A 23,683-nucleotide genomic window follows, 5' to 3' on the forward strand; every position below is an offset into this window, starting at 1 on the left:
CCGGGCGCCTGCTCAGCGCAGGAGCACGGGACCCGCGTCGATCCGGAAGCGGAACAGCGAGTACGGGTACACGCGGAGGTCCTCGCCGCCCTGGTAGTCCGCCTGACGGTGCAGCTGGTTCGCGGTGACGTAGAGGTAGCCGTCCGTCGCGACGGACATCGTGTCGGTCCACAGCAGGCGCGGGTCGTGCACGAGGGTCTGGATCTCGCCGGTCGGCAGCCGCCGGGTGATCGACTCGTGCTCCCAGTTCGTGGCGTACAGGCGGCCCTGGTCGTCGGACTCCAGGCCGTCCGCGCCCCCGCCCTTGTCGCCCTCGTCGACGACGGTCCCAGCGACGGTCTCCTCCGAGATCGCCCGGTCGACGAGCGCCCCCACCGACACGCTGTACCAGCGGCGGCTGATGAGCGGGCAGTACCAGAGCCGCTCGCCGTCCGCCGAGATCGCGATGCCGTCCGCGCCCATCGTCACCGGCTTCGGGGCCTCCCCCGGGGCGCGCTGTGCGAGCACCCGTCCCTCGGCCATCGGGACCATGTCCTGCGGCGGGCAGGCCTTGGTGGACGGATGGTCCTCGAGCCGCCGCCACGCCTCACCGGTGGCGAGGTCCACGACGATGATCGCGTTCGGGCCCTCGGACGCCGAGTCCGTGACGAACGCGAACCCGGCCTCGCCGCGGCGGAGGTCGAACCGCACGTCGTTGAGGTACGTCGTCTCGTACGCGACGCTGCGCGGGAGGACGATCGTCTGCACGACGCGGTCCGTGCCGAGGTCGACGCACACGAGCTTCGGGCCGCCCTCCTTGGTCGGACCCATCATCGGGCTGCCCGTGTCGAGGATCCACAGGCGGTCGTCCGGCGCGACGACGATGCTCTGCACGCTGACGAGCCGCTCGGCGTCGTCGATGGACCGCGCCTGGTTGATCTCGACCGACGGGTAGGGCACCGCCTGCCCGTCCACGAGTTCGACGACCGTGGCCGGGACGTCGTCGCCCCACTTCGGGAAGTTCACGAACACCCGGCCGCCGTGGGAGACGCTCACGCCCGTGGGCATCGGGCCGTCGGTGAACTCGTGGACCACCTCGAGGTCGCCGCGTGGTTCGTCTTCGGGGGCGGTCGGGGCGGCGTGGTCGGCGTCGAAGTCGCTCATGCGGTGCACGGTAGGCGCGGGGCCTGGGGGTCGCCGGTGCGCGTCCCCCGGCGTCTGGCCGCGCATGTCGTCGTCGCGCGGACCGCGTCGGCCGTGCTGTCACGGTGCGCCGTGCGAGGCTGGTGCGTATGACCGACAACCTCCTCGGCGTGCCCGAGACCCGCCTGCCCGATGACCCGGACGTCACCGCCGCGCTCGCCGCGGGCACTCCCGTGGCCGACGTCGCGACGGCGCACCCGTCATCGAGCCTGGCGTGGGCGCTCCTCGCCGACGAGGCCTGGGACCGCGGCGCCGCGCTCGAGTCGTACGCCTACGCCCGCGTGGGGTACCACCGTGGCCTCGATGCCCTCCGGAAGGCCGGCTGGCGCGGGCAGGGCCCGATCCCGTGGGCGCACGAGCCGAACCGGGGCGTGCTCCGCTCGCTGTTCGCGCTGCGCCGGGCGGCCGACGGCATCGGCGAGGAGCCGGAGGTCGAGCGCCTGTCGACGTTCCTCCACGACGCCGACCCCGCCGCCGCGGACGCGATCGCCGCCGAGCAGCGCTGACGCCGCCGGGGGCCCGTCGCGAGGTGCACCGCCTCCGTCCCGTCGAACACCCGGATCGCGGGGTTCGAACGGAAGGGACCGGTGCGACGCCGGCAGGCCCGGGTGCCCTACCCGAGCAGCACCTCCCACGCCCGCGCCGCCGGCCACAGCTGGTGCTCCGGCAGGACGTCGAGCCCGCACGCGCGCGACCCGAGCCCGTGCTGCGCCTCGTCGAGGTACAGGTACAGCGCGTCCGAGGCCGGCAGCTCGTGCGGGTGCCCGGCCGCGGTGATCTGCTGCGCGGTCCAGCGCGACAGCGTGAACCCCGCGCGGTGACCCGCGTGCGCGCCGTGCCCGGATCCCGCCGCGGGCACGGTCGTCACGCGGAGCGGCCCGAGCTCGAGCCACCGCAGGTCCGGCCGGTGCCCGGTCTCCTGGGGCCGTGAGTACCGGACGGACAGGTCGTCGACCTCGGCGGTGAACCGACCGACGCGGACGGCGTGTGACGAGTCGGCGTAGGACTCGTCGGGCCCCGTCCCGAGCCAGGTCACGTCCGAGTCGGCCAGCGAACCGGGCAGGTCGAACCGGACGCCGATCCGCGGCCAGGTGCAGTCCCACGCGCCGAAGGGGACGGCCTCGGTGCGGAGCAGCACGCCCTCGGCGGTCGCGGTCCACCGGTGCACGACGTCGACCCCGGCGCCGCTGTTCGCCGCGGACACCCGGACCCGCTGGACGAGCCCGTGCTCGGTGCGCTCGACGGCGACCAGCCGGTGCGTCAGGCGGTGCAGCCCGTGGGCCTCCCACCGCACGGCCGAGGCGGGAGCGATGCCGCCGACGCCCAGGGTGAGCGCGGGGTCGGCGACCTCGTACGACCCCTGGGACGCGCCGCGGTCGTTGTCGGTGGGCGCGCGCCAGAGCTCGAGGCGCGGCCCGGCGACGGGCAGGCCGTGCCACGTCGCCAGGTCGCCTCGGGCGTCGAACGTCGCGATCCCCAGGGCGTCGCCCTGCCACGACGGCCGGGAGGCCCGGTGCGTGCCCACCCCGCGAGCGTCGGTCGCCGGGCCGGTGGCGTCCGCCACGACGGGGACGGGCACCTGCGTGCGGGCGATGACGTGCCCGGTGTCGGCCCACGCGGTCGGCCCGGCGAGTTCGGCCGTCACGTCGAGGAACAACTCGCCCTCGACGCCCTCGGCGGCGACCGCGAGGACCTCGGGCGGGACCGGAACCGTGGCGGAGGCGCCGGCCGCGACCAGGCCCGGAGCGAGCCTCCCGGCCGCGACCGCGACGCCGTCGCGCTCGAGCGTCCAACAGAAGCGCAGTCCCGCGGTCGACGCGGAGTGGTACCGGTTCTCGACGAGCACCGTGCCCCCGGCGACTGTCGTGGAGACGCTGATCCGGATCGGCGCGACGACCGCGGCGAACTCGGCGAGGCCCGGCGTCGGGGTGTCGTCGGGCAGGACCAGACCGTCCATCACGAAGTTGCCGTCGTGCACGACCTCGCGGAAGTCGCCGCCGTACGCGTGGTAGGGGGTGCCGTCGGCCGTGTGGCTGAGCAGGCCGTGGTCGCGCCACTCCCACACGAACCCGCCGTGGAGGCGCGGGTACCGGTCCACGAGGGCCTCGTACTCCGCGATCTGGCCCGGTCCGTTGCCCATCGCGTGCACGTACTCGCAGTGCAGGAACGGCTTCGACCGCTGGCGTGCCGCCTCGGCCGGACCGCACCCGAGGAGCGGGGTCACGACGGGGCCGCCGCCGATCGACTCGGTCTCGACGAGCGAGGGGTACATGCGCGAGTAGACGTCCGTGTAGGAGCCCGTGTAGTCGCCCTCGTAGTGGACCGGGCGCGAGCGGTCACGGCGGTGGACCCAGTGCGACATCGCCGCGAGGTTCCGGCCCGTGCCGGACTCGTTGCCGAGGGACCACAGGACGATCGACGGGTGGTTCTTGTCCCGCTCCACCGTCCGGGCGATGCGGTCGAGGTAGGCGTCCTGCCACGCCGGGTCGTCCGACGGGTTGCCGGCCCAGCCCAGGTGCTCGAACCCGTGCGTCTCGAGGTCGCACTCGAGGACCACCCAGAACCCGAGCTCGTCGGCGAGGTCGAGCACGCGGGGGTGCGGCGGGTAGTGCGAGGTTCGGATGGCGTTGACGTTCGCGCGCTTCATCATCGCCATGTCCGCGCGCGCGTGGGCCTCGTCGAACACGCGGCCCCGCTCCGGGTGCGTCTCGTGCCGGTTGACACCGTGGAACACGACGCGCTCGCCGTTGACGAGGAACCGGTCGCCGCGGATCTCGACCGTGCGGAACCCGAGTTGCAGCGTCACGGTCTCGCCAGCGCCCGTCCCGCCCGCGGCCGTCCCCGACGTCAGGGTCGCCTCGTACCGGCGGGGGACCTCGGCGCTCCAGGGCTCGACGGCCGGCAGCGTGACGGGCTGGACGTCCGCGGCGGTCGCCCACCGTTCCTCCAGGCCGAGCTCCGGGATCCGGAACACCACCGGGAACACGGCGTCGAGCTCGACCGTGACGGTACCGACGCCGGTGGCGGGGGCGCCGGACGCAGCGGTGCCGGCGGCGGCGGCCGACGCGAGCAGCGGAGCCCAGTCGGCGCGGACGAAGGCGTCCTCGATCGCGGCGACCGGGCGCGCGAGCAGCGTGACGTCGCGGAAGACCCCGGGCAACCACCACTGGTCCTGGTCCTCGAGGTAACTCGCGGCGGACCACTGGTGCACCCGGACCGCGACCGTGTTCGCGCCCGGGCGGAGCAGCGCCGTGACGTCGAACTCGGTCACGAGGCGCGACCCCGTCGACCAGCCGACCTCGACGCCGTTGAGCCAGACGCGGAAGTGCGACTCGACCCCGTCGAACCGCAGGACGACCCGGTCGGCGTCCGCGAACGACGCCGGGAGCTCGAACGTGCGGCGGTGGTCGCCCGTCGGGTTCTCCTCCGGCGGGTGCGGTGCGTCGATCGGGAACGGGTACTGCACGTTCGTGTAGATCGGCGCGCCGTGCCCGTGCAGCACCCAGTGCGACGGGACGGGCAGGGTCTGCCAGTCGGCGTCGTCGAACGTGTCGGCCGCGAAGTCCTCGGCGACCTCGGCGACGGGCGACCAGCGGAACCGCCAGTCCCCGTCGAGCGACAGCGACGGTGCGTCGGTGTGCAGGTGGGCGCGGGGGCGACGGCGCGAGGCCGAGCCGGGAGCGGTCGAGTGGAGGTCCGAGATCGCCCGGGGAGCGGGCGCGGTGGCGATGTCCGTCATTGGGTGCTGTCCTCGACCGCGAGGGTCGTCGTCGATCCTGGTCCGCCGGCCGGCGGGTGCTCCAACCCTAGCGAGCGTCCCCTGCGGCCGGGGCGTCCCGTCCGTACGGGGCGCCCGCCGGACGGGAGGCGCGGGACCGGCCCGCCCCGGCCCTCCCGACCTCGACGTCCGCCGTGAGCTGCGGACACACGCAGGCGCGGCCGCCGACCATGGCGGGACCGACGGAAGGAGATCGACATGATCGAACGGGGCAACACCACCCACAGCCCGGAGGTCGACGAGCAGATGGCGCACGAGGCGCAGAGCATCGTCCAGGGGCACGGCAGTTCCTCCCACGTGGAGGAGTTCCGGCAATCGGAACCCGTCACCGACGACACCGACGCCCCCGAGACCCTCGCGGCGTCCGGCTACGACGGCGAGTTCGTCGACGACGCGACGCACGCGCTGCCCGAGGACGACGCCGACGGCATCGACACGACCGTGTACACGACCGAGACGGACCGAGTCTCGGAGGGGAAGGTGGTGGACCATGGCGCCGACGACCGCTGAGCAGGTCTCGGAGGAACACCGGGGGCTCGCTGCCCTCCTCGCGCAGCCCGGCACCTGGTCGTGGGCGTACGTCGACGTCTCGGGCGACCGGGAGGACCCGCAGCACCTCGCCGCGCTCCAGGTCCGCGCCGCCCGCGACCAGCTCATGGCGCAGGGGGCACCGTCCGCCGACGTCGAGGCGATCGAACGCGAACTCGGTGAGGCACCCGGCGTGCCGGCCCCGGTCGCTCGGTTCGTCCTGGCGCGCGACGGCGAGCTCGTCGTCAGCGAGGTCCTGCCCGGGCACATGCACGGACCCGAGAGCGTCGGGTACGGCGCCGTCCCGGACCTCGTGCCGCTGCTCGCCCACCGGCCGCTCGACGTGCCGTTCCTCGTGGTCGAGGTCGGACGCGAGGGCGGCGGCTACCGCGCCTACCGGCTCGGGCACGCCGAGCCGAGCGGGCAGCAGGAGGAGGAGTACGTCGAGGGGCGGACGGACACGCTCCACAAGTTCCAGGGCGGCGGCTGGGCGCACCTGCGCTGGCAGCACCACACCGAGGAGATCTGGCGCGAGAACGAGGCACAGGTCGTCGAGGCCGTCGAACAGGCGGTCGACCGGCTGCGGCCGCGGCTCGTCGTCGTCGCCGGGGACATCCGCGCGCGCCAGCTGTTCATCGACCAGCTGAGCACCGCGACCCGGCCGCTCGTGTCCGAGGTGCCGGTCGACACCCGGGCACCGGATGCGTCCGAGAACGCCCTCGTCGAGCACGTCGAGATCGCCCTCGCGCGGGTCGTCGCCCAGCGCCGCCACGACGTGGAGGACCTGCTCCGTACGCACGTCGGCCGTGGCGACCGCGAGGCCGTCACCGGTGTCGGACCCGTCGTGTCGGCGCTCCAGCAGGCGCAGGCGTCGATCGTCGTCGTCGACCCGGCCGCGTTCGAGGACCGCACGGTGCTCGCGCTCGACGCCGCGCCGTGGATCGCGACCGCGCCCGAGGAGGCCCTCGGCACCGCCGTGCTCGGGTCCGTCCCGGCCGCGGTCGGCATCACCCGTGCGGCGCTCGTGACCGACGCGGAGGTCGTGCTCGTGAACGCGGCGTCCGTGCCGTCCGGGGCGCCGGTCGCCGCGTTGCTCCGCTGGCACGTCGGGCCGGACGTGCCCGGGGCGGGGCCCGCGGCCGGTGCGACCGGGCGGGGCGAGAGCCCCGACCGGGGCTGACCTCCCCCTCCCCGCGAGATCGCAGGAGATGCCGTTCCGCGTGCCTCCAGAGCGGCAAATACTGCGATCTCGCGGAGGGAGGCGGACGGAGGCGGCGGGAGGCGGAGGGTGAAGCGGGCGGTCAGGCCGGGCGGTGCTCCCGGTCCCTCCGCGGGACGAGGGCCAGGGCGACGACGGGCAACGCCGCGACGACGAGGAAGCTCCCGGCGAACCCCACCGCGCCGACCAGGGCGCCGACCCCGGGTCCGACCGCCGACGCCGCCACGAACTGCCCCGTGTTCTGCGCCCCGAGCGCCCGACCCGACCAGTGCGGCCCCGCGGCCTCGGCGACGGACGTGAACGCGAGCCCGTTGTCCGCCACGGTCACGGCGGTCGCCACGACGAGGAACACGGCGGCGGCGGCCAAGTGCGTCGCGTCGACGGCCGCGAGGACGCCCATCACGACGGCGGCGGACACGGCCACGACGCGCAGGGGTCCGACGCGGGACCCGGCACGGTCGCTCCACAGCCCGACGACGATCCGCCCGAGCGCACCGACGAACTGCGACGCGCCGACGAGCACCCCGGCGGCGAGCGCGCTCCAGCCGAGGTCCCGCGTCAGCCACACGAGGCCGTACGTCGAGAGCGTGAACTGGGGCACGACGAGCAACACGGACACGGCGTGGATGCGCCAGAGGAACGCGGACTCGCGGTAGGGGTTCGTCACGACCTCCGCGGCGTCCCGGGTCGGACGCGGCGGATCCACCACGGCGAGCGCACAGCAGACGGCGAGCACGGCGGTGAGCGCGATCGGCAGCACGAGCGCCGCCCGGACTCCCGCGCTCCCGGCGATGGTCGGGACGGTCAGCGCCGCGAGCGTGACCCCGAGCGGCTGCGACATCTGACGGATCCCCATCGCGAGTCCGCGCCGGTGCTTCGGGAACCAGCCGACGACCACGCGGCCGCTGGCGGCGTTCGTCGAGGCGCTCGTCATCCCCGCGGCGAGGAACGCGACGCCGAGGAGGACCGGGTTCCCCGCGGCGAGCAGGGCGCCGGTCGTGGCGAGGGCGGTGAGCACCAGGCCCCCGGCGATGACGACGCGCTCGCCGTGTCGGTCGGTCACGGCGCCCCAGGCGATGAGGGTCAGGACCATGCCGAACGTCGGCGCGCCGGCCAGGAACCCCGCGGCCGTGAGCGGCATGCCCTGCCGGGTGAGGAGGGGGATGAGGAACGCGGGCGCCGAGACGACGAGCGTCCCCGCGGCCTGTGCGGCGACGCCGAGGGCGAGCATGACCCACGCCCTCGTCGTGGTGACCGTCGTCGTCGCCATGTCACCGCCTCCCGAGTCGTTGGTATACCAAGACGGTATACCATCGCGCGGGCCCCTCGGCTACGCTGACCGACCGTGACCGCACCGATCGACGCCGCGCCCGTGTCGCAGACCACCCTGCTCTACGACAACCTGCGGGCCGCGATCCTGTCGCTCGGCATCGCGCCCGGCGAGCGGATCTCGGAACGCGGTCTGGAGGCCCGGTTCCACGCCTCACGCACGCCCGTCCGGGCAGCGCTGTCCCGTCTCGAACGCGAGGGCCTCATCCTGCACGAGGGGCGGTCGTGGACCGTCACGCCGATCGACCTCGACGAGATCGCAGCGCTCGCCGAACTCCGCGTCGTGCTCGAGCCGGCCGCCGCCCGTCTGGCGGTGGAGCGCGCGACGGACGCGGCGCTCGCCGAGGTCCGGGCGCACCTCGAGACCCTCCGTCCGGCGCCCGACGAGGCCGCCGGTGTGCAGGCCGGCAGCACGTTCCACCTCGACCTCGCCACGCTCGGCGGCAACCGGTTCGTCACCGAGGCGATCGCCGACGCGATGACCCGCCTGGAACGGAGCCGGTGGCTCGAGGTGCGCACGCCCGAGGCCCGGGACGCCGCGTGGGACGAGCACAGCGCCATCCTCGACGCCGTGGCGAGGCGGGACGCGGACCGCGCCGCGGAGCTCCTCGCCGCCCACGTCTCCGGCACGAACGACCGCCTCATGGCGTTCATCGCGCAGGAGCGGCGCCGCCTGCGCGGCGCCGGCATGGCCGTGGTCGGGAGCAGCACGCTCGACTGACGCCGCGCCTCCCGGCCGACGCCGCGTCTCCGGGCCGACGCCGCGTCTCCGGGCCGACGTCGGACGGGAGGAGCAGCATGGGTCGCGTGCACCGCCTCCAGACCGTCCCGCCGTTCGGCGACCTGCCCACCCCCGACGGCGTCGACGTCGTCGGGGTCGACCTGCCCGTCGGTCGGCTGACCGCGTACCGCGGCCTGCCGGACGGCCCGAGCCGCGGCAGCGTCCTGCTCGTGCCCGGGTTCACCGGGTCGAAGGAGGACTTCCGCCCGCTCGTGCCGCTCCTGCGCGATGCGGGGTGGTCGGTGCTCGCGATGAGCAGGCGGGGGCAGGGGGACTCGGCGGCGCCCACCGACCCGGCTGCGTACACGCTCGACGAGGAAGCGGCCGACGTCGTCCGGGTCGCGGCCCTGGTCGACGACGGCGCGCCCGTGCACCTGCTCGGGCACTCGCTGGGCGGTGTGATCGCGCGGGCGGCGGCGATCGCGAGCCCGAGCGCGTTCCGGTCCGTGACGATGTTGTGCTCCGGGCCGCACGGGTGGCCGAACCGGATGTTCCTGGCTCGACGTCTGGCGGCGGAGCAGGGAAACCGGGCGCTGTTCGACGCCCAGAACCCGATCGCGATCGGCGTCGCGGACGCGGCCCTCGACCAGGCGACGCGGTTCGCCCGCATGCGGATGGACCGGTCGAGCACGGTCGGCATCACGACGACGGCCGCGATCCTCGAGCTGCCCGACGACACCACCGCGGCGCTCCGGGACACCGGGCTGCCGACCCTCGTCGCGCACGGCCAGGACGACGCAGCGTGGCCGCAGGTGTGGCAGCACGACATGGCCGAACGGCTCGGCGCGCGGTACGCGGTGATCCCGGACAGCGCGCACAGCCCGGCGGTCGAGGCTCCGGAGGCGACCGCGAGGCTGCTCGACGGGTTCCTCGCGGACGCCTGAGCGCCGGACGCACGGAGCGCCGGTCCTTCCGGGTAGGTTCGGCAGCGACCCCACCCGAGGAGGCCACGTGTCCGGTGCCGCGATCGCCGTCGACGACTTCGTGATGCGGTTCGGCGACCGCACGGTGGTGGACGGCCTGTCGTTCCAGGTGGGTGCGGGCGAGACCTTCGGACTGCTCGGCAGCAACGGTTCGGGCAAGACGACCACGATCCGGGCGCTCCTCGGCATCACCGAGCCGACGTCCGGGTCCCTGACGATCGACGGTGCCCGCTACCGGGCCACGGCAGGCGGCGGGGTCGGGTACCTGCCCGAGGACCGCGGGCTCTACCGCAAGGAGACCGTCCTCGACGTCATGACGTACTTCGCGCGGCTCAAGGGGATGACGTCGCGGCACGCGAGCGTGTGGTCGCAGGCGTACCTCGAGCGCGTCGGGCTCGCCGACAAGGGGCGGCTCCGCGTCGACAAGCTGTCCGGCGGTCAGCAGCAGAAGGTCCAGCTCGGCATCACGATCATGGACCGGCCCCGGCTGCTCATCCTCGACGAGCCGACCAAGGGCCTGGACCCGGTGAACCGGCGGTTGCTGCTCGACCTCGTCGACGAACGCCGGGCCGACGGCGCGACCGTCATCCTCGTGACGCACCACATGGACGAGGTCGAGCGGCTCTGCGACCGGATCCTGCTCCTCCGAGACGGCGTCGCGGCGGCGTACGGGTCGATCCCCGAGGTGCAGGACCTGTTCGGCGGGGCCGTCGCCCGCGTGCACGCCGAGCGCGAGGTCCCCGTGAGCCCGCGCTACCGCGTCATCCGGCGCGAGGGCCACGTGACCGACCTGGCGCCGACCGAGCCGACCGACGGCGCGGACCTCCTGGCCTCGCTCGTCGCGGCGGGCATCGGCGTGACCGGGTTCGAGATGCGGCGCATCCCGCTCGACGAGATCTTCGTGCAGGTCTACGGGCACGACGCCGGTGTCGAGACGCCCGTGCCCACCCCGGTCGCGGCGGAGGCCCGGGCGTGAGCGGGCGGTTCGGCAGCGGCCGGTTGGGCACCGTCGTCCGGTTCGAGTTCGTCCGCACCATCAAGAAGCCGTCGTTCTGGATCGGCACGCTGGCGCTCCCCGTGCTCATCGTCGTCGTCGGGCTGCTCGTGGGCGCGGGCAACGCGGCCGGAGCCGACTCCGTCACGAGCATCGGTGCGGCGACGAAGGTCCCGTTCACGTACGTCGACCACTCGGGTCTCGTCTCGGAACGGGTCGCGGCACGGTGGGGAGGCACGCCCACGTCCGACGCGCGGGCGGCGGTCGCCCGCGTCCGTGCCGGCACGCTCGACGCCTTCGTCGAGTTCCCGGCCGACCCGGCGACGGGCACGATCGAGGTCGCGGCACGCGACGCCGGACTCTTCGGCAACCAGAAGTACGCGAACACGGCGACGAAGGTCCTGCACGCGAGCGTCGCCGCACGCGTGCACGACCCGGAGGCCGTCCGGCTCCTGCGGGGGACTCCCGCCACGAACGTCACCGCCTACGCGCACGGACACGTCGCCCCCGGATGGGCGTCCGCGCTCCCGCCGATGGTGTTCGCGGCGGCGTTCTTCGCGCTCGTGCTGTTGCTGGCGGCGCGCATGGTCACGGTCGTGGTCGAGGAGAAGGAGAACCGCATCTCCGAGATGATCCTGACGACGCTCGACGCGACCGTGCTCGTCCGCGGCAAGGTGATCGCGATGCTGCTCGTCGTGCTCGTGCAGCTCGCCGTGTTCCTCGTGCCGTCGCTCGCGACGATCGGGGTCGTCCTGCCCGTGCTGGCGGCGCGGTTCGGGCCGATCCCCGTCGACCCGTGGCGGATGCTCGTCGGGGCGCTGCTGCTCGTCGGCGGCGTGCTCCTGGCGTCGAGCCTGTTCGTGACGGTCGGCGCCGCGGTACCGACCATCAAGGACGCCAGTGCGCTGCAGTCGGTGGCGCTGTTCTCGGTGCTCATCCCCGTGTACGCGGTCTTCTTCGTGCTGACGAACCCGACGTCCCCGGTGACGGCGGTGTTCACGTACTTCCCGACGTTCACGCCGGTCACCGCGATGCTCCGGAACGCGATGGGGACCCTGGACCCGGTCGCGTCGGTGGTGTGCGTCGTCGAGCTCTACGTGGCGGCGTTCCTCGTCCTCCGCTTCGCGGTGTTCCTCTTCCGGCACTCCGTCGCGCAGTACGGCAGCAAGGTGACGCTGCGGCAGGTGCGGTCCTGGCGGTCTGCGCGCCGACCGACGGACTCGTCCTCGGCCTCCTGACCGGCCACACATGGACTTGCGTCGGGTCGACGCAACTTCTGGCACGTGGACTTGACGTCCAGCTGGTGGTGAGTAAAGTTGAGTCCAGCAGGCGCAAGTCCTGCGACGACTTCCATCGGTCCCGCCGTGACGGCAGGGCCAGCACCAACAGAAGGAGACCCAACACATGGGACGTGCAGTAGGCATCGACCTCGGAACGACCAACTCGGTCGTCTCGGTCCTCGAGGGTGGTGAGCCCACCGTCATCGCGAACGCCGAGGGCATGCGCACCACGCCGTCGATCGTGGCGTTCACGAAGGACGGCGAGGTCCTCGTCGGCGAGACCGCCAAGCGGCAGGCCGTCACGAACGTCGACCGCACCATCGCCTCGGTCAAGCGCCACATGGGCACGAACTGGAAGGTCGACGTCGACGGCAAGGGGTACACCCCGCAGGAGATCTCGGCGCGCATCCTCGGCAAGCTCAAGCGCGACGCGGAGCAGTACCTGGGCGAGGACGTCACCGACGCCGTCATCACGGTGCCGGCGTACTTCAACGACGCCGAGCGGCAGGCCACGAAGGAGGCCGGTGAGATCTCCGGCCTCAACGTGCTCCGCATCATCAACGAGCCCACCGCCGCGGCGCTCGCGTACGGCCTCGACAAGGGCAAGGAGGACGAGCTCATCCTCGTCTTCGACCTCGGTGGCGGCACGTTCGACGTCTCCCTGCTCGAGGTGGGCAAGGACGACGACTTCTCCACCATCCAGGTCCGCGCCACCGCCGGTGACAACCGCCTCGGTGGTGACGACTGGGACGCCCGGATCGTCGACCACCTCGTCAAGAAGTTCAAGGACGCCCACGGTGTCGACCTGTCCACGGACAAGATCGCGCGCCAGCGCCTCAAGGAGGCCGCGGAGCAGGCGAAGAAGGAGCTCAGCTCCCAGATGAGCGCGAGCATCCAGCTCCCGTACCTCACGCTGACGAGCGACGGCCCCCTCAACCTCGACGAGACCATCTCGCGCGCGCAGTTCGAGCAGATGACCTCCGACCTGCTCGACCGCACCAAGAAGCCGTTCAACGACGTCATCCGCGAGGCCGGGGTCAAGGTCTCCGACATCGCGCACGTCGTGCTCGTCGGTGGCTCCACCCGCATGCCGGCCGTGGCCGACGTCGTGCGGCAGCTCACCGGTGGCAAGGAGCCGAACAAGGGCGTCAACCCGGACGAGGTCGTCGCCGTCGGCGCCGCGCTCCAGGCCGGTGTCCTCAAGGGCGAGCGCAAGGACGTCCTCCTCATCGACGTCACGCCGCTCTCGCTCGGCATCGAGACCAAGGGCGGCACGATGACCAAGCTCATCGACCGCAACACCGCGATCCCGACCAAGCGCAGCGAGACCTTCACGACCGCCGACGACAACCAGCCGTCGGTCGCGATCCAGGTGTTCCAGGGCGAGCGCGAGTTCACCCGCGACAACAAGGCGCTCGGCACGTTCGAGCTCACCGGCATCGCACCGGCCCCGCGCGGCATCCCGCAGATCGAGGTCACGTTCGACATCGACGCCAACGGCATCGTGCACGTGTCCGCGAAGGACAAGGGCACCGGCAAGGAGCAGTCGATGGTCATCTCGGGCGGCTCGTCGCTGTCCAAGGACGACATCGAGCGCATGGTCCGCGAGGCCGAGGAGCACGCGGCTGAGGACAAGGCGCGTCGTGAGGCCCAGGAGACCCGCAACTCGGCCGAGCAGCTCGCCTACTCGATCGAGAAGCTCATCAAGGAGAACGACGACAAGCTCCCGGCGGACGTCAAGTCCGAGGTCCAGGGTGACGTCGACGCGCTCAAGTCCGCGCTCAACGGCGACGACGACGCGGCGGTCAAGTCCGCGTTCGACAAGCTGAACGAGTCGCAGAGCAAGCTGGGCCAGGCGATCTACGCCCAGGGCCAGCAGGCCGACGCAGCCGGTGCCGCCGGTGCGACCGACGGTGCCGCGACCGGTGACGACGAGGACATCGTCGACGCCGAGGTCGTGGACGACGAGGACGACAAGAAGTAACCCATGGCAGACGAGAACCGCAACGAGAACGAACACGAGGAGCCGATCGTCCGCGACAAGCGGCGGATCGACCCCGAGACGGGCGAGCTGCGGTCGGAGTCGGCGGCGGGGGCGGACGACGCCCCCGCCGGCACCCCCGGCCAGACGTCCGAGGACGGCGGCACGGCAGACGTCGACGGCACCGAGGACCTGGTGGACGCCGAGGACGCCGACGTCGAGCTGAGCCCGGAGGACCAGGCACTGCTCGACGACGCGGCCCGCGGCCTCCGCGAGGACACACTCACCGTCGACGAGCGCGACCTGGTCGCCGAGATGCGCGCGGACATGCTCCGGGCACAGGCCGAGCTGGTGAACTTCCGGAAGCGCGTCGAGCGCGACCGCGAGGCCAACCGCGACGCCGTGATCGCCGAGGTCGTGCGCGCGCTGCTCCCAGCACTCGACGACCTCAACCGCGCCGAGGCCCACGGCGACCTCGCCGAGGGCCCGATGCAGGTCATCGCGTCGAAGCTCCGCGGCGGGTTCGACCGCTTCGGCCTCACCCCGATCGGCGAGAAGGGCGAGAAGTTCGACCCGCAGGTCCACGAGGCGATCGTGCAGCTCCCGACGCCGGGCGCGACGGAACAGACCGTCGCCGACGTCGTCGAGCCGGGCTACAAGCTCGGCGAGCGGGTGCTCCGCGCCGCCAAGGTCGCGGTGTCGGTGCCCGCCTGACGATCGACCCCGGCGAGCGGGAGCCCCTGTGGGCTCCCGCTCGCCCCGGTTCCGGGTGCGACCCGCCCCGGGACCCCGAGACGACATGACGAAGGAGGTGTCGGTTGGCCAGTCAGGACTGGTTCGACAAGGACTTCTACGCGGTCCTCGGCGTCTCCAAGGACGCGTCGGACGCGGACATCAAGAAGACCTACCGCAAGCTCGCGCGGCAGTACCACCCGGATTCGAACCCGGGCAACGCCTCGGCTGAGGCGAAGTTCAAGGAGATCTCCGAGGCCTACTCCGTGCTCTCCGACAAGGAGCAGCGCGCCGAGTACGACCAGATCCGCGCCATGGGCTCCGGTGCGCGCTTCACGGCGGGTGCGCCGGGCGGTGCCGGTGGCTTCGAGGACGTCTTCGGCGGCATGTTCGGTGGGGGCGGCGGCGGTCAGCGCGTCCGCTTCGGCCAGGGCGGCGGCGGTGGCTTCGAGGACATCCTCGGCGGCATGTTCGGCGGGGGCGGTGGCTTCGGCCAGTCCTCCGGCGGCTACCGCGGGTTCGGCGGTCCGACGAAGGGCCGCGACGTCACCGCGTCGACCACGCTCGACTTCACGACCGCCATCGCGGGCGACACGGTCAAGCTGACGCAGGGCTCCGGACGCCCCGTCAACGTCCGCATCCCCGCAGGCGTGGCCGACGGCCAGAAGATCCGGCTCAAGGGTCGAGGCGAGCCGAGCCCCGACGGTGGCGAGGCCGGCGACCTCGTCGTGACCGTCCAGGTCCGCAAGCACCCGGTGTTCGAGCGCGACGGGCTGAACCTCCGCGTCGACGTCCCCGTGACGTTCGTCGAGGCCGCGCTCGGCGCCACCATCGAGGTCCCGACGCTCGGCGGCGGCCCGGTCAAGCTCCGGGTGGCTCCGGGGACACCGTCCGGACGCGTCCTGCGCGTCAAGGGCCGCGGCGTGACGACGAAGAACGGGACGGGCGACCTGCTCGCGACCGTCCAGGTCGCCGTGCCGTCCCACCTGACCCCGTCGGCACGCGAGGCGGTGGAGGCACTCGCCACGGCCCTCCCGGCCGAGAACCCGCGCGACGACCTGATCGCGCGCGCCCGGGAGTCCTGAGGCCATGGACGAGTACTCGCCGGTCCTCGCGATCGCGATGGCGGCGGAACTGGCGGGGCTCCACCCGCAGACGCTGCGGCAGTACGACCGGCTCGGGCTGGTCGTGCCGCAGCGGACGCGGGGTGGGTCCCGCCGGTACTCCATGCGCGACGTCACGCAGCTGCGCGAGGTCGCCCGGCTCGGCGCCGAGGGCGTCAGCCTCGAGGGCATCCGCCGCGTGATCGACCTCGAGAACGAGAACACCGCGCTCCGCGCCCGGGTCCGCGAGCTCGAGAGCGCACTCGCCGACGAGCTCATCAGCCGTCCCGGCGCACGGATCTTCGCGGCCACCATGACCGGAGGCGCGGTGCCGCTCCGTGCGGGGTCCCGGCCGGAGCGCAACACGGCCGTCGTGCTCTGGCGTCCCCGGGGGGACTGAGGCCCCGGCGTTCCCAGCGCCGCCCGGTAGCCTCCCACGATGCCCTCGTTCGACTTCGTGGACCACTTCCGGCGTTTCCCGGAGGTCGAGGAGCCCGATCTCATGGCGATCGACGGCACCGACCGGTTCATGCTCGACGAGGCGCCGCTCATCCACGGCGACGCGCTCCGGCACCCCGGCGCCGTCACCGTCGTCGACGACCAGTTCGGGGTGCTCACCCTCGGTGTGATCGCTCTGCACGGCGCGAGCGAGGTCCGCGTCCTGCAGGACTCGCTCGTGGGGGAGCGGGCCCTCGCCGCCAACGCCGGCACGTTCGGCCGGGGCGGCTTCCAGCACCCGCAGAACGACGAGGAGGCCTTCGAGGACGCGCGCCTCGTGCTGTTCCGCCTGCCGAAGTCGCTCGACCGGCTCGACGAGATCGCCCGATCGGTGGCGCGGTTCGCCGCTCCCGACGTCGTGCTCCTGGCCGGGGGCCGGACGAAGTACATGACGCTGTCGCAGAACGACGTCCTCCGCCGCTCGTTCGGTGACGTCACGGCGAGCCGGGGGCGCCACCGTTCCCGCCTGCTCGTCGCGACGGACCCGCTCCGGGCCGCGGCGAACCGGGCCTCGATCACGGACCCGTGGCCCCGACGGGTGTTCTCGGACGAACTCGGGTTCACGGTCGCCGCGCACGGCGGGGTGTTCGCGGGCACCGCGCTCGACCAGGGCACGCGGGTGTTGCTCGACGTGGTCGACGAAGCGGTGCCCGGCGCCCGGGACGTGGTCGACCTGGGGTGCGGCAGCGGTGTGATCGCGACCGCGGTCGCGCGCCGTCGGCGTGGGGTGCACGTCGTCGCGACCGACGTCGCCACGTCGGCCGTGACCTCGGCGCGGCTGACGGCGGACCTCGCGGGGGTCGGCGACCGGGTGACGACGGTGCGGTCCGACGCCGGCGACGAGCTCGACGACGAGAGCGCCGACCTCGTGCTGTGCAACCCGCCGTTCCACGACGAGACCGCGGTGACCACGGACGTCGCGGTGGAGATGTTCCGGCACGCGGCCACGGTCCTCCGCCCGGGCGGCGAGCTCTGGGTCGTCTGGAACTCGCACCTGCGCTACCGCCCGATCCTGGAGCGGCTCGTGGGGCCGACCCGGCAGGTCACGCGCACCCCGAAGTTCACGGTGACGGCCTCGACGCGCCGCTGAGCTCGTCCGTCGCCTCGCTTGCGCGCCCCAGCGACAACTGCGCCGTCGTTGACGCGCGCACTCGTCGCGGGCGAGCGCACTCTCGCGCGCACTCGTCGCGGCGAGCGCACTCTCGCGCGCACTCGTCGCGGGCGAGCGCACTCTCGCCGGTCATGGTCGCAGCGGTAGCCCAGCACCGAGCAGTTTGCGCGCGAGGTCATGGCGCCGGAAGAGCTCCGCCCACCGAACGCGGCGGACGGCTCGGACCTCGGGCAGCGCCCGCACCCAGTCCTCCCGGTACTTCTCGTCAATGACGACCTGCTCGGCGCTCCGGCCGCCACGGAGTGCCGGATCGCGGTACTTCCCCTCGCCGTCGAACTCGAGCACGACGCCCTGGTCCGGGAACCAGAAGTCGACACGGGCGAGGCTGCCGCGCGGGGAACGGAACTCGTGCTGGAGCACGGGCGTCGGTGCGCCGAGTTCGTGCAGCACGACCCGCATCAGGCTCTCGCCGACGGACTCCGCTCGGGCATCGGCGAACGCGATCGCCCGAGTGGCTCGTGCCGCCCCGCGAGGCCCCGCGCAGTCGACCAGTGCGAGGACGGACCGACGGTCGAGGCCCCGCCGGAGCGCCTGGTCCAGCACGATCACCGACGAGCGGAAGGCCATGGTGCGGGCGAGGTCGGCGGCCGTGACGGTGGGGCTGCTCGCGCGCACCAGGTGGCCGAGCACCGTGACGGCGATGCTGTCGGTGGACGTGGTGGGGTGGAGCACGACGGAGCGGCGGCGGGTCTCGCTGCGGACCCGGTCCGGCTCGGTGAGTGCGACCCGGTCCGGCCACCCGCCGAGGACCGACCAGTCGTGGACCGCGGCGGCCGAGCAGTGCGCGACGATCCGGCGTTCCCCGAGTGTCGGCGCGACGGCCGCGATTCGGACGAGGTGCCGCCCACGCTCGTCGAGGCGCTCCCACGCGTCCCGGTGGACGTAGGTTCCGCGGAGGAGCCGGACCAGCGTCGGTTCCCGCGCCGTGCCTCCCGGCTGTGCCGGCAGGGCGGCGCGTTGCAGCGAGCGAGCGACGTCCGGCGGGGTGCGGACGTCGACGCGGATGAGTTCGAGCATCTGCCGATGCTCCCGGTCTCGGCGTCGTCGCACTGGCGCTCTCCACAGGGCGGGCGTGCAGTGCGCGCCGGAACGACGAAGTGCGCGGTCAGACGACCGCGCACTTGTCGTTGTCACGCGCACCCCGGCGAGCGGAGCCGCGCGCGCCGGCCCTCAGGCGGGCACGTAGTCGAACGTGTCGGGGTCCGGCCCGGTCCGCTGCCCCTTGTCGAGCGACGTGATGTCGGTCATGTCCTCGCCCGAGAGCTCGAAGTCGAACAGGGCGAAGTTCTCCTCGACGCGGGATCGGGTGACCGACTTCGGGAACACGATGTCGCCGCGCTGGATGTGCCAGCGGAGCACGACCTGCGCGGGCGTCTTGTCGAGGGCCGAGGCGATGCGGGTGATCGTCGGGTCGTCGAGCACGAGGCCCTGCGCGATCGGGGACCACGCCTCGGTGGCGATCCCGAGCTCGCTGTCGGCCGCACGCAGCGGGTCCTGCACGAGGTAGGGGTGTACCTCGATCTGGTTCACCGCGGGGGTGACCGTCGTCTCGTCGCGCAGACGGTGCAGGTGGTGCGCCTGGAAGTTCGAGACGCCGATCGAGCGGGACGTCCCCGCGTGGTAGAGCTCCTCGAGCGCCTTCCACGTCGGCACGAAGTCGATCACGGTCGCCAGCGGCCAGTGGATGAGGAACAGGTCCATGTAGCCACCGAGCAGCTCGGCCGACTTCTTGCCGTTCTCGAGCGCGGCGTCGGGAGCGTGGAACCCGTTGTTGAGCTTCGAGGTGATGAAGATCTCCTCACGGGGGATCCCCGATGCGGCGACGGCCTCGCCGACCTCCTTCTCGTTGCCGTACATCTCGGCCGTGTCGATGTGGCGGTAGCCGACCTCGAGGGCGGTGAGCACCGCCTCCTTGGTCTGCTCCGCGGGGATCTGGAACACCCCGAAGCCGAGCTGCGGAATGGTGCGGCCGTCGTTCAGGGTGATGTCGGGAACGGTGCTGGTCACGGTGCTCCTTGGTCTGGGTCGTGGTGCCATGCGGCACCCGTGCCGAACGGCACCCGTCGAGTCAACACCCCGCTCCGAGCGGACGCTCCGGGAACGTCCGGCTGGGATCGGCCGGGAGGCCCGGCACCGCCCGCGGCAGGTCCGGTCCGGCCGGGAGGCCCGGCACCGCCCGCGGCAGGTCCGGGCGGGAGGCCCGCCTCCCGCCCGGTGATCGGGCCCGGTCCCTCAGATGGCCAGCGAGGCCGTGATGTAGGAGCGCAGCGCCTCGCCGTAGGCCGTCGCGGCGTCCGGTGCGGCGAAGGTCCGCTCGACGTCGTCGATGCGGCAGGTCACGGTGTGCACGACGCCCCGGTCCGCGGTCTCGATGCGCGTGAGCCCCACGAACGCCGGCCCGAGCAGCGTCCGGAGCTGGTCCTCGCGCGGGATCCAGAGTGCGTCGTCGGCCGCCACGGAGTCGAGTGCCCACTCGGTCGTGCCGTTGAAGCCGAGGATCGTGCCGCTCGGGTACTCGTGCTTCTCGATCGTCATCTCGGACACGGTGTAGACGTCGTCGTCGACCCCGGGCTTGTCGATGACGAAGCGGTCCCCGGTCTCGGGGTGCCACCGGAGTCCCGCCTCGCGCAGGGTCCGGGCCAGGTCGACGCTGATCATGGCTCCACCATGCCACGCGGTGGTGGATCCGGACTCGGGTGCTGCCGACCGCCGGTACACGGAGTCTGACGGAGTGTCGTGGACGCAGGGACTAACATTCCGTCGCAGCTCAAGGCGGCGTCCCCGGGAGGTCCGGGGACCGCGCCGCAAGGTGACGACGACCGGAGCGGTGGGGGCCCGACGCGGCCGATGCCGCACCGTGTCCCGACCGCCGGCACCGCAGCGCGGGGCCGAGAGAAGGACCCAGATGACCCTCGAACGCGAGGAACTGCGAACCGACTGGACCGCCATGCTCGCGGAGGACGCCACGAGCGGGGTGCCCACGGGCCTCCCGGCAGGGGTCCGCGGCACGGCGATCCCGGCGACGGTGCCGGGGCAGATCCACACGGACCTGGAGCGTGTGGGCCTCGTGCCCGACCCGACGCGCAACCGCGACGAGGAGCTCGTGCGCTGGGTCGGCCAGGCCGACTGGGCGTACCGGCGGCGGATCGACGTCGACCCGCGCGGACACGACCGGGTCGACCTCGTCGCGGACGGTCTCGACACGGTGGCGTCGCTGTCCCTCGACGGCGTGTCGATCGGGTCGACACGGAACATGCACCGGCGCTACCGGTTCGACCTGCGGGACCGGACCGGGGGCACGAACGAACGCACGGACCGCGAGCTCGAGATCCTGTTCGAGTCGCCCTACCGCGAGACCGAGCGCATGGCGGACCGGTTCGGCAGCATGCCCGGCCCCTACGACGAGCCGTTCGCGTACGTGCGGAAGATGGCGTCGAACTTCGGCTGGGACTGGGGCCTGACGTGCGTGACGAGCGGACCCTGGCGGCCGATCGCGATCGAGCGCTGGTCGACCGCCCGGCTGCGCGACGTTCGTCCACTCGTCGACGTCGAGGCGGGCGAGGGCGTCCTCGACGCGCACATCGCGATCGAACGCTCCGGTCCGACGCCGGCCGGTGCGACGACGGCGGACCGCGACCACGACGGTGAGGACGACGACCTCGTGCTCGTCGTCACGGTGTCCGGGCACGACACGAAGCAGCGGTCGCGGGTGACGGTGACACCGAAGGAGGACGAGGCCGTCGTGACGGTCCGGATCCCCGACGCGCGGCTCTGGTGGCCCCGGGGGTACGGCGAGCAGGCGCTGTACGACGTCGAGGTGCAGGTGCAGACCACCGACGGCGAGGTCCTCGACCGCGACGTGTTCCGGACGGGCTTCCGGTCCCTCCGGGTCGACACCGAGCCCGACGCCACCGGCCGCCCGTTCACGATCGTGGTGAACGGCGTGCCGATCGACGTGCGCGGGGTGAACTGGATCCCCGACGACGTCATCGTGTCCCGGGTTGACCGTGCCCGGTACGCCGCGCGGCTCGCCCAGGCGACGGCGTGCAACGCGAACCTCGTGCGGGTGTGGGGCGGCGGCGTGTACGAGTCGCGGGACTTCTACGAGGAGTGCGACGCCCGGGGCCTGCTCGTGTGGCAGGACTTCCTGTTCGCCTGCTCCGCGTACCCCGAGGGCGAGCCCATGCGCTCCGAGGTCATCGCCGAGGCCCGGGACAACGTGGCGCGCCTGAGCCGGCACCCGAGCCTGGTCGTCTGGAACGGCAACAACGAGAACATCTGGCTCCACGACGACATGGGCTGGGCGGCGGAGCTCGGTGACCGACCGTGGGGCCTCGACTACTACCTGGACCTGCTGCCGACCATCGTCGACGCGGTGGACCCGTCGCGCTTCTACACGGCGGCGAGCCCCTGGTCCGGCGACGAGCGCGTGTACGCGAACGACGTCGACCACGAGACCCACCACTCGTGGCAGGTCTGGAACCAGATCGGCGACGAGCACTACCGCGACAGCGTGCCGCGGTTCGTCAGCGAGTTCGGCTGGCAGGCACCCCCGCAGTGGCGGACGATCCGGGAGGCCGTCGACGACGACCCGATGACCCCGACGTCGCCCGGCGTGGTGCACCACCAGAAGGCCGAGGACGGCATGGGCAAGCTCGCCCGTGGCCTCGCGCCGCGGTTCCCCGTGCCGCAGGGCGACACCGACGACGTGTTCGACCGCTGGCACTACCTGACGCAGCTGCAGCAGACCCGGGCCATCGCGACGGGTGTGGAGCACTGGCGCACGCACTGGCCGCACAACACGGGCGTCGTGGTGTGGCAGCTCAACGACCTGTGGCCGGTCGCGTCGTGGTCGGCCGTCGACGGCGCCGGACGTCCGAAGCCCCTGTTCCACGAGCTGCGCCGCCTGTACGACGACGTGCTCCTGGCGATCGTGCCGATCGAGCCACCCGCGGCGGGGGAGCGGGACCGGCCCCTCGACGGACGGGACCGTGCCGCCGACCCGGGAGGCGCGCACCCCGCGACCCTGTCCCTCCCCGTCCCCGGGGCGGCCGACCCCGCCACCGAGCCGGGCCGTCCGACGGTCGGCAGCGACGAGGAGGCCCTCGGGGACCTCGCGGACACCGCGGTCATCGACCCCGGGACCGTGCGCGGACGACGACGCGACCGGGAGGCGGACCGCCGCGTGCCCGTCGAGATCGCGATCCGGTCCTCCCGGCGGGGACTGACGACCACGGTGCGGGTGCGACGGATCGACATGTCCGGACGGATCCTGCAAGAGGTCGTCCTGCCGGTCGAGCTCGCCGGACCGGGCGTGCTGCGGCTCGCGGTGCCCGACCACGTCGGTGTCGTCGACGACCCCGCCGAGGAGCTCATCGTGGCGGACATGGACTGGCGCCGGGCGGTGTGGACGCCCCTGCCGGACCAGGAGATGCACTGGCGGCCGGCCGAGTACCGCGTGTGGGTCGAGGACGCCGCGTCGGGGTCGGTGCTCACGGTCGAGGCGCAGGGGCTCGTCCGCGACCTGCTCGTCCAGCCCGACCGGGTGAGTCCGACGGGCCGCGTCGACCGCGGGTTCATGACGCTGCTGCCGGGGGAGCGCGTGCCCTTCCGGCTCGACGGCGTCCGGGCCGACCGGAGCGCCGAGCTCGTGCGGGCGCCCGTGCTGCTCACGCTCGACCGGGTGCTCGCGGACGAGGCCGCGGCCGCCAGTACCCGCTAGCCCGGGCGGCACCGAGCCTGTCCTGAGAGCATCCCGGTGCCACTGGGCTTCCGGGCGAGGCGGCGTTACCATGGAGCATCACGGACTCCCCGGGGTCGCTTCGACGGCGATGCGCTCCCGACGAGTTCCAGACAAGGAGTGGACATCATGTTCCAGGGCCTCACCGGCATCCACCTGATCATCATCCTCGGCATCATCGTGCTGCTGTTCGGTGCGACGAAGCTGCCGGCCCTCGCCAAGGGTCTGGGGCAGTCGATCACCATCTTCAAGAAGGAGATGGAGACCAACCACGACGCTCCGACCACGACGACCACGACCGCGACGGCGGCGCCGCAGGCCGGCACCACGCAGCCGACCGTGCAGCAGGAGCCGGTCCTCAACCCGACCCCGTCGGTCCAGCCGCAGTCGGACCACCGCGTCTGAGACACCGCGTCCGGGTCGCCGCGCGCGGCCCGCTGCTCT

Annotated in this window: 20 protein-coding genes; 14 read left to right on the top strand and 6 right to left on the bottom strand. The window is 73.0% G+C overall.

Features of this window, described 5'->3' with window-relative positions; all coding sequences use genetic code 11:
- Positions 1-12 precede the first annotated feature (12 nt).
- Positions 13-1,143, bottom strand: a complete 1,131-nt coding sequence (locus tag DEI93_RS02310) for an L-dopachrome tautomerase-related protein (RefSeq protein ID WP_111119690.1) — start codon at positions 1,141-1,143, stop codon at positions 13-15.
- A 128-nt stretch (positions 1,144-1,271) separates the two neighbouring features.
- Between DEI93_RS02310 and DEI93_RS02315 the strand changes: the two genes are divergently transcribed.
- Positions 1,272-1,688, top strand: a complete 417-nt coding sequence (locus tag DEI93_RS02315) for a DUF3151 domain-containing protein (protein WP_181435042.1) — start codon at positions 1,272-1,274, stop codon at positions 1,686-1,688.
- Positions 1,689-1,795: 107 nt separating this feature from the next.
- Here DEI93_RS02315 and DEI93_RS02320 read toward each other — a convergent pair whose 3' ends face one another.
- Positions 1,796-4,921, bottom strand: coding sequence for a glycoside hydrolase family 2 TIM barrel-domain containing protein (locus DEI93_RS02320; protein WP_111119691.1), 3,126 nt, complete (start codon positions 4,919-4,921; stop codon positions 1,796-1,798).
- A 237-nt stretch (positions 4,922-5,158) separates the two neighbouring features.
- Here DEI93_RS02320 and DEI93_RS02325 point away from each other — a divergent pair, with 237 nt between their 5' ends.
- Both DEI93_RS02325 and DEI93_RS02330 read left to right on the top strand, forming a co-directional pair.
- A complete protein-coding gene (locus DEI93_RS02325; protein WP_111119692.1) occupies positions 5,159-5,470 on the top strand; it encodes a hypothetical protein in 312 nt (103 codons plus the stop codon).
- Complete coding sequence (locus DEI93_RS02330; RefSeq protein WP_111119693.1) at positions 5,451-6,668, top strand: baeRF2 domain-containing protein; 1,218 nt, start codon at positions 5,451-5,453, stop codon at positions 6,666-6,668. Before DEI93_RS02325 ends, DEI93_RS02330 begins: the two co-directional genes overlap by 20 nt.
- Positions 6,669-6,789: 121 nt before the next feature.
- Here DEI93_RS02330 and DEI93_RS02335 read toward each other — a convergent pair whose 3' ends face one another.
- Entirely contained in the window at positions 6,790-7,977 is a 1,188-nt protein-coding gene (locus tag DEI93_RS02335) for an MFS transporter (protein WP_111119694.1), read from the bottom strand.
- A gap of 75 nt (positions 7,978-8,052) precedes the next feature.
- Between DEI93_RS02335 and DEI93_RS02340 the strand changes: the two genes are divergently transcribed.
- From DEI93_RS02340 to DEI93_RS02380, 9 genes are all read left to right on the top strand, one after another.
- Positions 8,053-8,757 (top strand): GntR family transcriptional regulator, encoded by a 705-nt coding sequence (locus tag DEI93_RS02340; RefSeq protein ID WP_111009680.1) that lies wholly within the window; start codon positions 8,053-8,055, stop codon positions 8,755-8,757.
- Positions 8,758-8,834: 77 nt separating this feature from the next.
- A complete protein-coding gene (locus DEI93_RS02345; RefSeq protein ID WP_284158539.1) occupies positions 8,835-9,701 on the top strand; it encodes an alpha/beta fold hydrolase in 867 nt (288 codons plus the stop codon).
- Positions 9,702-9,768: 67 nt separating this feature from the next.
- Positions 9,769-10,716, top strand: a complete 948-nt coding sequence (locus tag DEI93_RS02350; RefSeq protein WP_258368529.1) for an ABC transporter ATP-binding protein — start codon at positions 9,769-9,771, stop codon at positions 10,714-10,716.
- Positions 10,713-11,972, top strand: a complete 1,260-nt coding sequence (locus DEI93_RS02355) for an ABC transporter permease (RefSeq protein ID WP_111119696.1) — start codon at positions 10,713-10,715, stop codon at positions 11,970-11,972. The genes DEI93_RS02350 and DEI93_RS02355 overlap by 4 nt, the downstream gene beginning before the upstream one ends.
- A 166-nt stretch (positions 11,973-12,138) precedes the next feature.
- Positions 12,139-13,998, top strand: a complete 1,860-nt coding sequence (gene dnaK / locus DEI93_RS02360; RefSeq protein ID WP_111009677.1) for a molecular chaperone DnaK — start codon at positions 12,139-12,141, stop codon at positions 13,996-13,998.
- A gap of 3 nt (positions 13,999-14,001) precedes the next feature.
- Positions 14,002-14,709: a nucleotide exchange factor GrpE gene (locus tag DEI93_RS02365; protein ID WP_111009676.1), complete on the top strand. Its 708-nt coding sequence runs from the start codon at positions 14,002-14,004 to the stop codon at positions 14,707-14,709.
- A gap of 104 nt (positions 14,710-14,813) precedes the next feature.
- A complete protein-coding gene (locus tag DEI93_RS02370; protein ID WP_111009675.1) occupies positions 14,814-15,812 on the top strand; it encodes a DnaJ C-terminal domain-containing protein in 999 nt (332 codons plus the stop codon).
- A gap of 4 nt (positions 15,813-15,816) precedes the next feature.
- Positions 15,817-16,230, top strand: a complete 414-nt coding sequence (locus DEI93_RS02375; protein WP_111009674.1) for a heat shock protein transcriptional repressor HspR — start codon at positions 15,817-15,819, stop codon at positions 16,228-16,230.
- Between the two features lie 39 nt (positions 16,231-16,269).
- Positions 16,270-17,418, top strand: coding sequence for a class I SAM-dependent methyltransferase (locus DEI93_RS02380; RefSeq protein WP_111012250.1), 1,149 nt, complete (start codon positions 16,270-16,272; stop codon positions 17,416-17,418).
- Between the two features lie 150 nt (positions 17,419-17,568).
- On the opposite strand, the gene DEI93_RS02385 is transcribed toward DEI93_RS02380, so the two are convergent.
- The 3 genes from DEI93_RS02385 to DEI93_RS02395 form a co-directional block, all read right to left on the bottom strand.
- A complete protein-coding gene (locus DEI93_RS02385) occupies positions 17,569-18,516 on the bottom strand; it encodes a hypothetical protein (protein ID WP_111119697.1) in 948 nt (315 codons plus the stop codon).
- Positions 18,517-18,669: 153 nt separating this feature from the next.
- Entirely contained in the window at positions 18,670-19,536 is an 867-nt protein-coding gene (locus DEI93_RS02390) for an aldo/keto reductase (RefSeq protein WP_111119698.1), read from the bottom strand.
- A gap of 195 nt (positions 19,537-19,731) precedes the next feature.
- Complete coding sequence (locus tag DEI93_RS02395; protein ID WP_111012416.1) at positions 19,732-20,157, bottom strand: pilus assembly protein CpaE; 426 nt, start codon at positions 20,155-20,157, stop codon at positions 19,732-19,734.
- A gap of 247 nt (positions 20,158-20,404) precedes the next feature.
- On the opposite strand from DEI93_RS02395, the gene DEI93_RS02400 reads away from it, so the two are divergent.
- Positions 20,405-23,221, top strand: a complete 2,817-nt coding sequence (locus tag DEI93_RS02400) for a glycoside hydrolase family 2 protein (RefSeq protein WP_181436027.1) — start codon at positions 20,405-20,407, stop codon at positions 23,219-23,221.
- 147 nt (positions 23,222-23,368) lie between these two features.
- A complete protein-coding gene (gene tatA, locus DEI93_RS02405; RefSeq protein ID WP_111119763.1) occupies positions 23,369-23,644 on the top strand; it encodes a twin-arginine translocase TatA/TatE family subunit in 276 nt (91 codons plus the stop codon).
- Positions 23,645-23,683 lie beyond the last annotated feature (39 nt).

The organism is Curtobacterium sp. MCBD17_035, assembly GCF_003234815.2.
Classification (GTDB): domain Bacteria; phylum Actinomycetota; class Actinomycetes; order Actinomycetales; family Microbacteriaceae; genus Curtobacterium.

Coding starts and splice junctions, on each gene's coding strand:
- DEI93_RS02310 (WP_111119690.1), bottom strand. CDS start 1,143: ATGAGCGACTTCGACGCCGACCACGCCGCCCCGACCGCCCCCGAAGAC.
- DEI93_RS02315 (WP_181435042.1), top strand. CDS start 1,272: ATGACCGACAACCTCCTCGGCGTGCCCGAGACCCGCCTGCCCGATGAC.
- DEI93_RS02320 (WP_111119691.1), bottom strand. CDS start 4,921: ATGACGGACATCGCCACCGCGCCCGCTCCCCGGGCGATCTCGGACCTC.
- DEI93_RS02325 (WP_111119692.1), top strand. CDS start 5,159: ATGATCGAACGGGGCAACACCACCCACAGCCCGGAGGTCGACGAGCAG.
- DEI93_RS02330 (WP_111119693.1), top strand. CDS start 5,451: ATGGCGCCGACGACCGCTGAGCAGGTCTCGGAGGAACACCGGGGGCTC.
- DEI93_RS02335 (WP_111119694.1), bottom strand. CDS start 7,977: ATGGCGACGACGACGGTCACCACGACGAGGGCGTGGGTCATGCTCGCC.
- DEI93_RS02345 (WP_284158539.1), top strand. CDS start 8,835: ATGGGTCGCGTGCACCGCCTCCAGACCGTCCCGCCGTTCGGCGACCTG.
- dnaK (WP_111009677.1), top strand. CDS start 12,139: ATGGGACGTGCAGTAGGCATCGACCTCGGAACGACCAACTCGGTCGTC.
- DEI93_RS02365 (WP_111009676.1), top strand. CDS start 14,002: ATGGCAGACGAGAACCGCAACGAGAACGAACACGAGGAGCCGATCGTC.
- DEI93_RS02375 (WP_111009674.1), top strand. CDS start 15,817: ATGGACGAGTACTCGCCGGTCCTCGCGATCGCGATGGCGGCGGAACTG.
- DEI93_RS02380 (WP_111012250.1), top strand. CDS start 16,270: ATGCCCTCGTTCGACTTCGTGGACCACTTCCGGCGTTTCCCGGAGGTC.
- DEI93_RS02385 (WP_111119697.1), bottom strand. CDS start 18,516: ATGCTCGAACTCATCCGCGTCGACGTCCGCACCCCGCCGGACGTCGCT.
- DEI93_RS02390 (WP_111119698.1), bottom strand. CDS start 19,536: ATGGCACCACGACCCAGACCAAGGAGCACCGTGACCAGCACCGTTCCC.
- DEI93_RS02395 (WP_111012416.1), bottom strand. CDS start 20,157: ATGATCAGCGTCGACCTGGCCCGGACCCTGCGCGAGGCGGGACTCCGG.
- DEI93_RS02400 (WP_181436027.1), top strand. CDS start 20,405: ATGACCCTCGAACGCGAGGAACTGCGAACCGACTGGACCGCCATGCTC.
- tatA (WP_111119763.1), top strand. CDS start 23,369: ATGTTCCAGGGCCTCACCGGCATCCACCTGATCATCATCCTCGGCATC.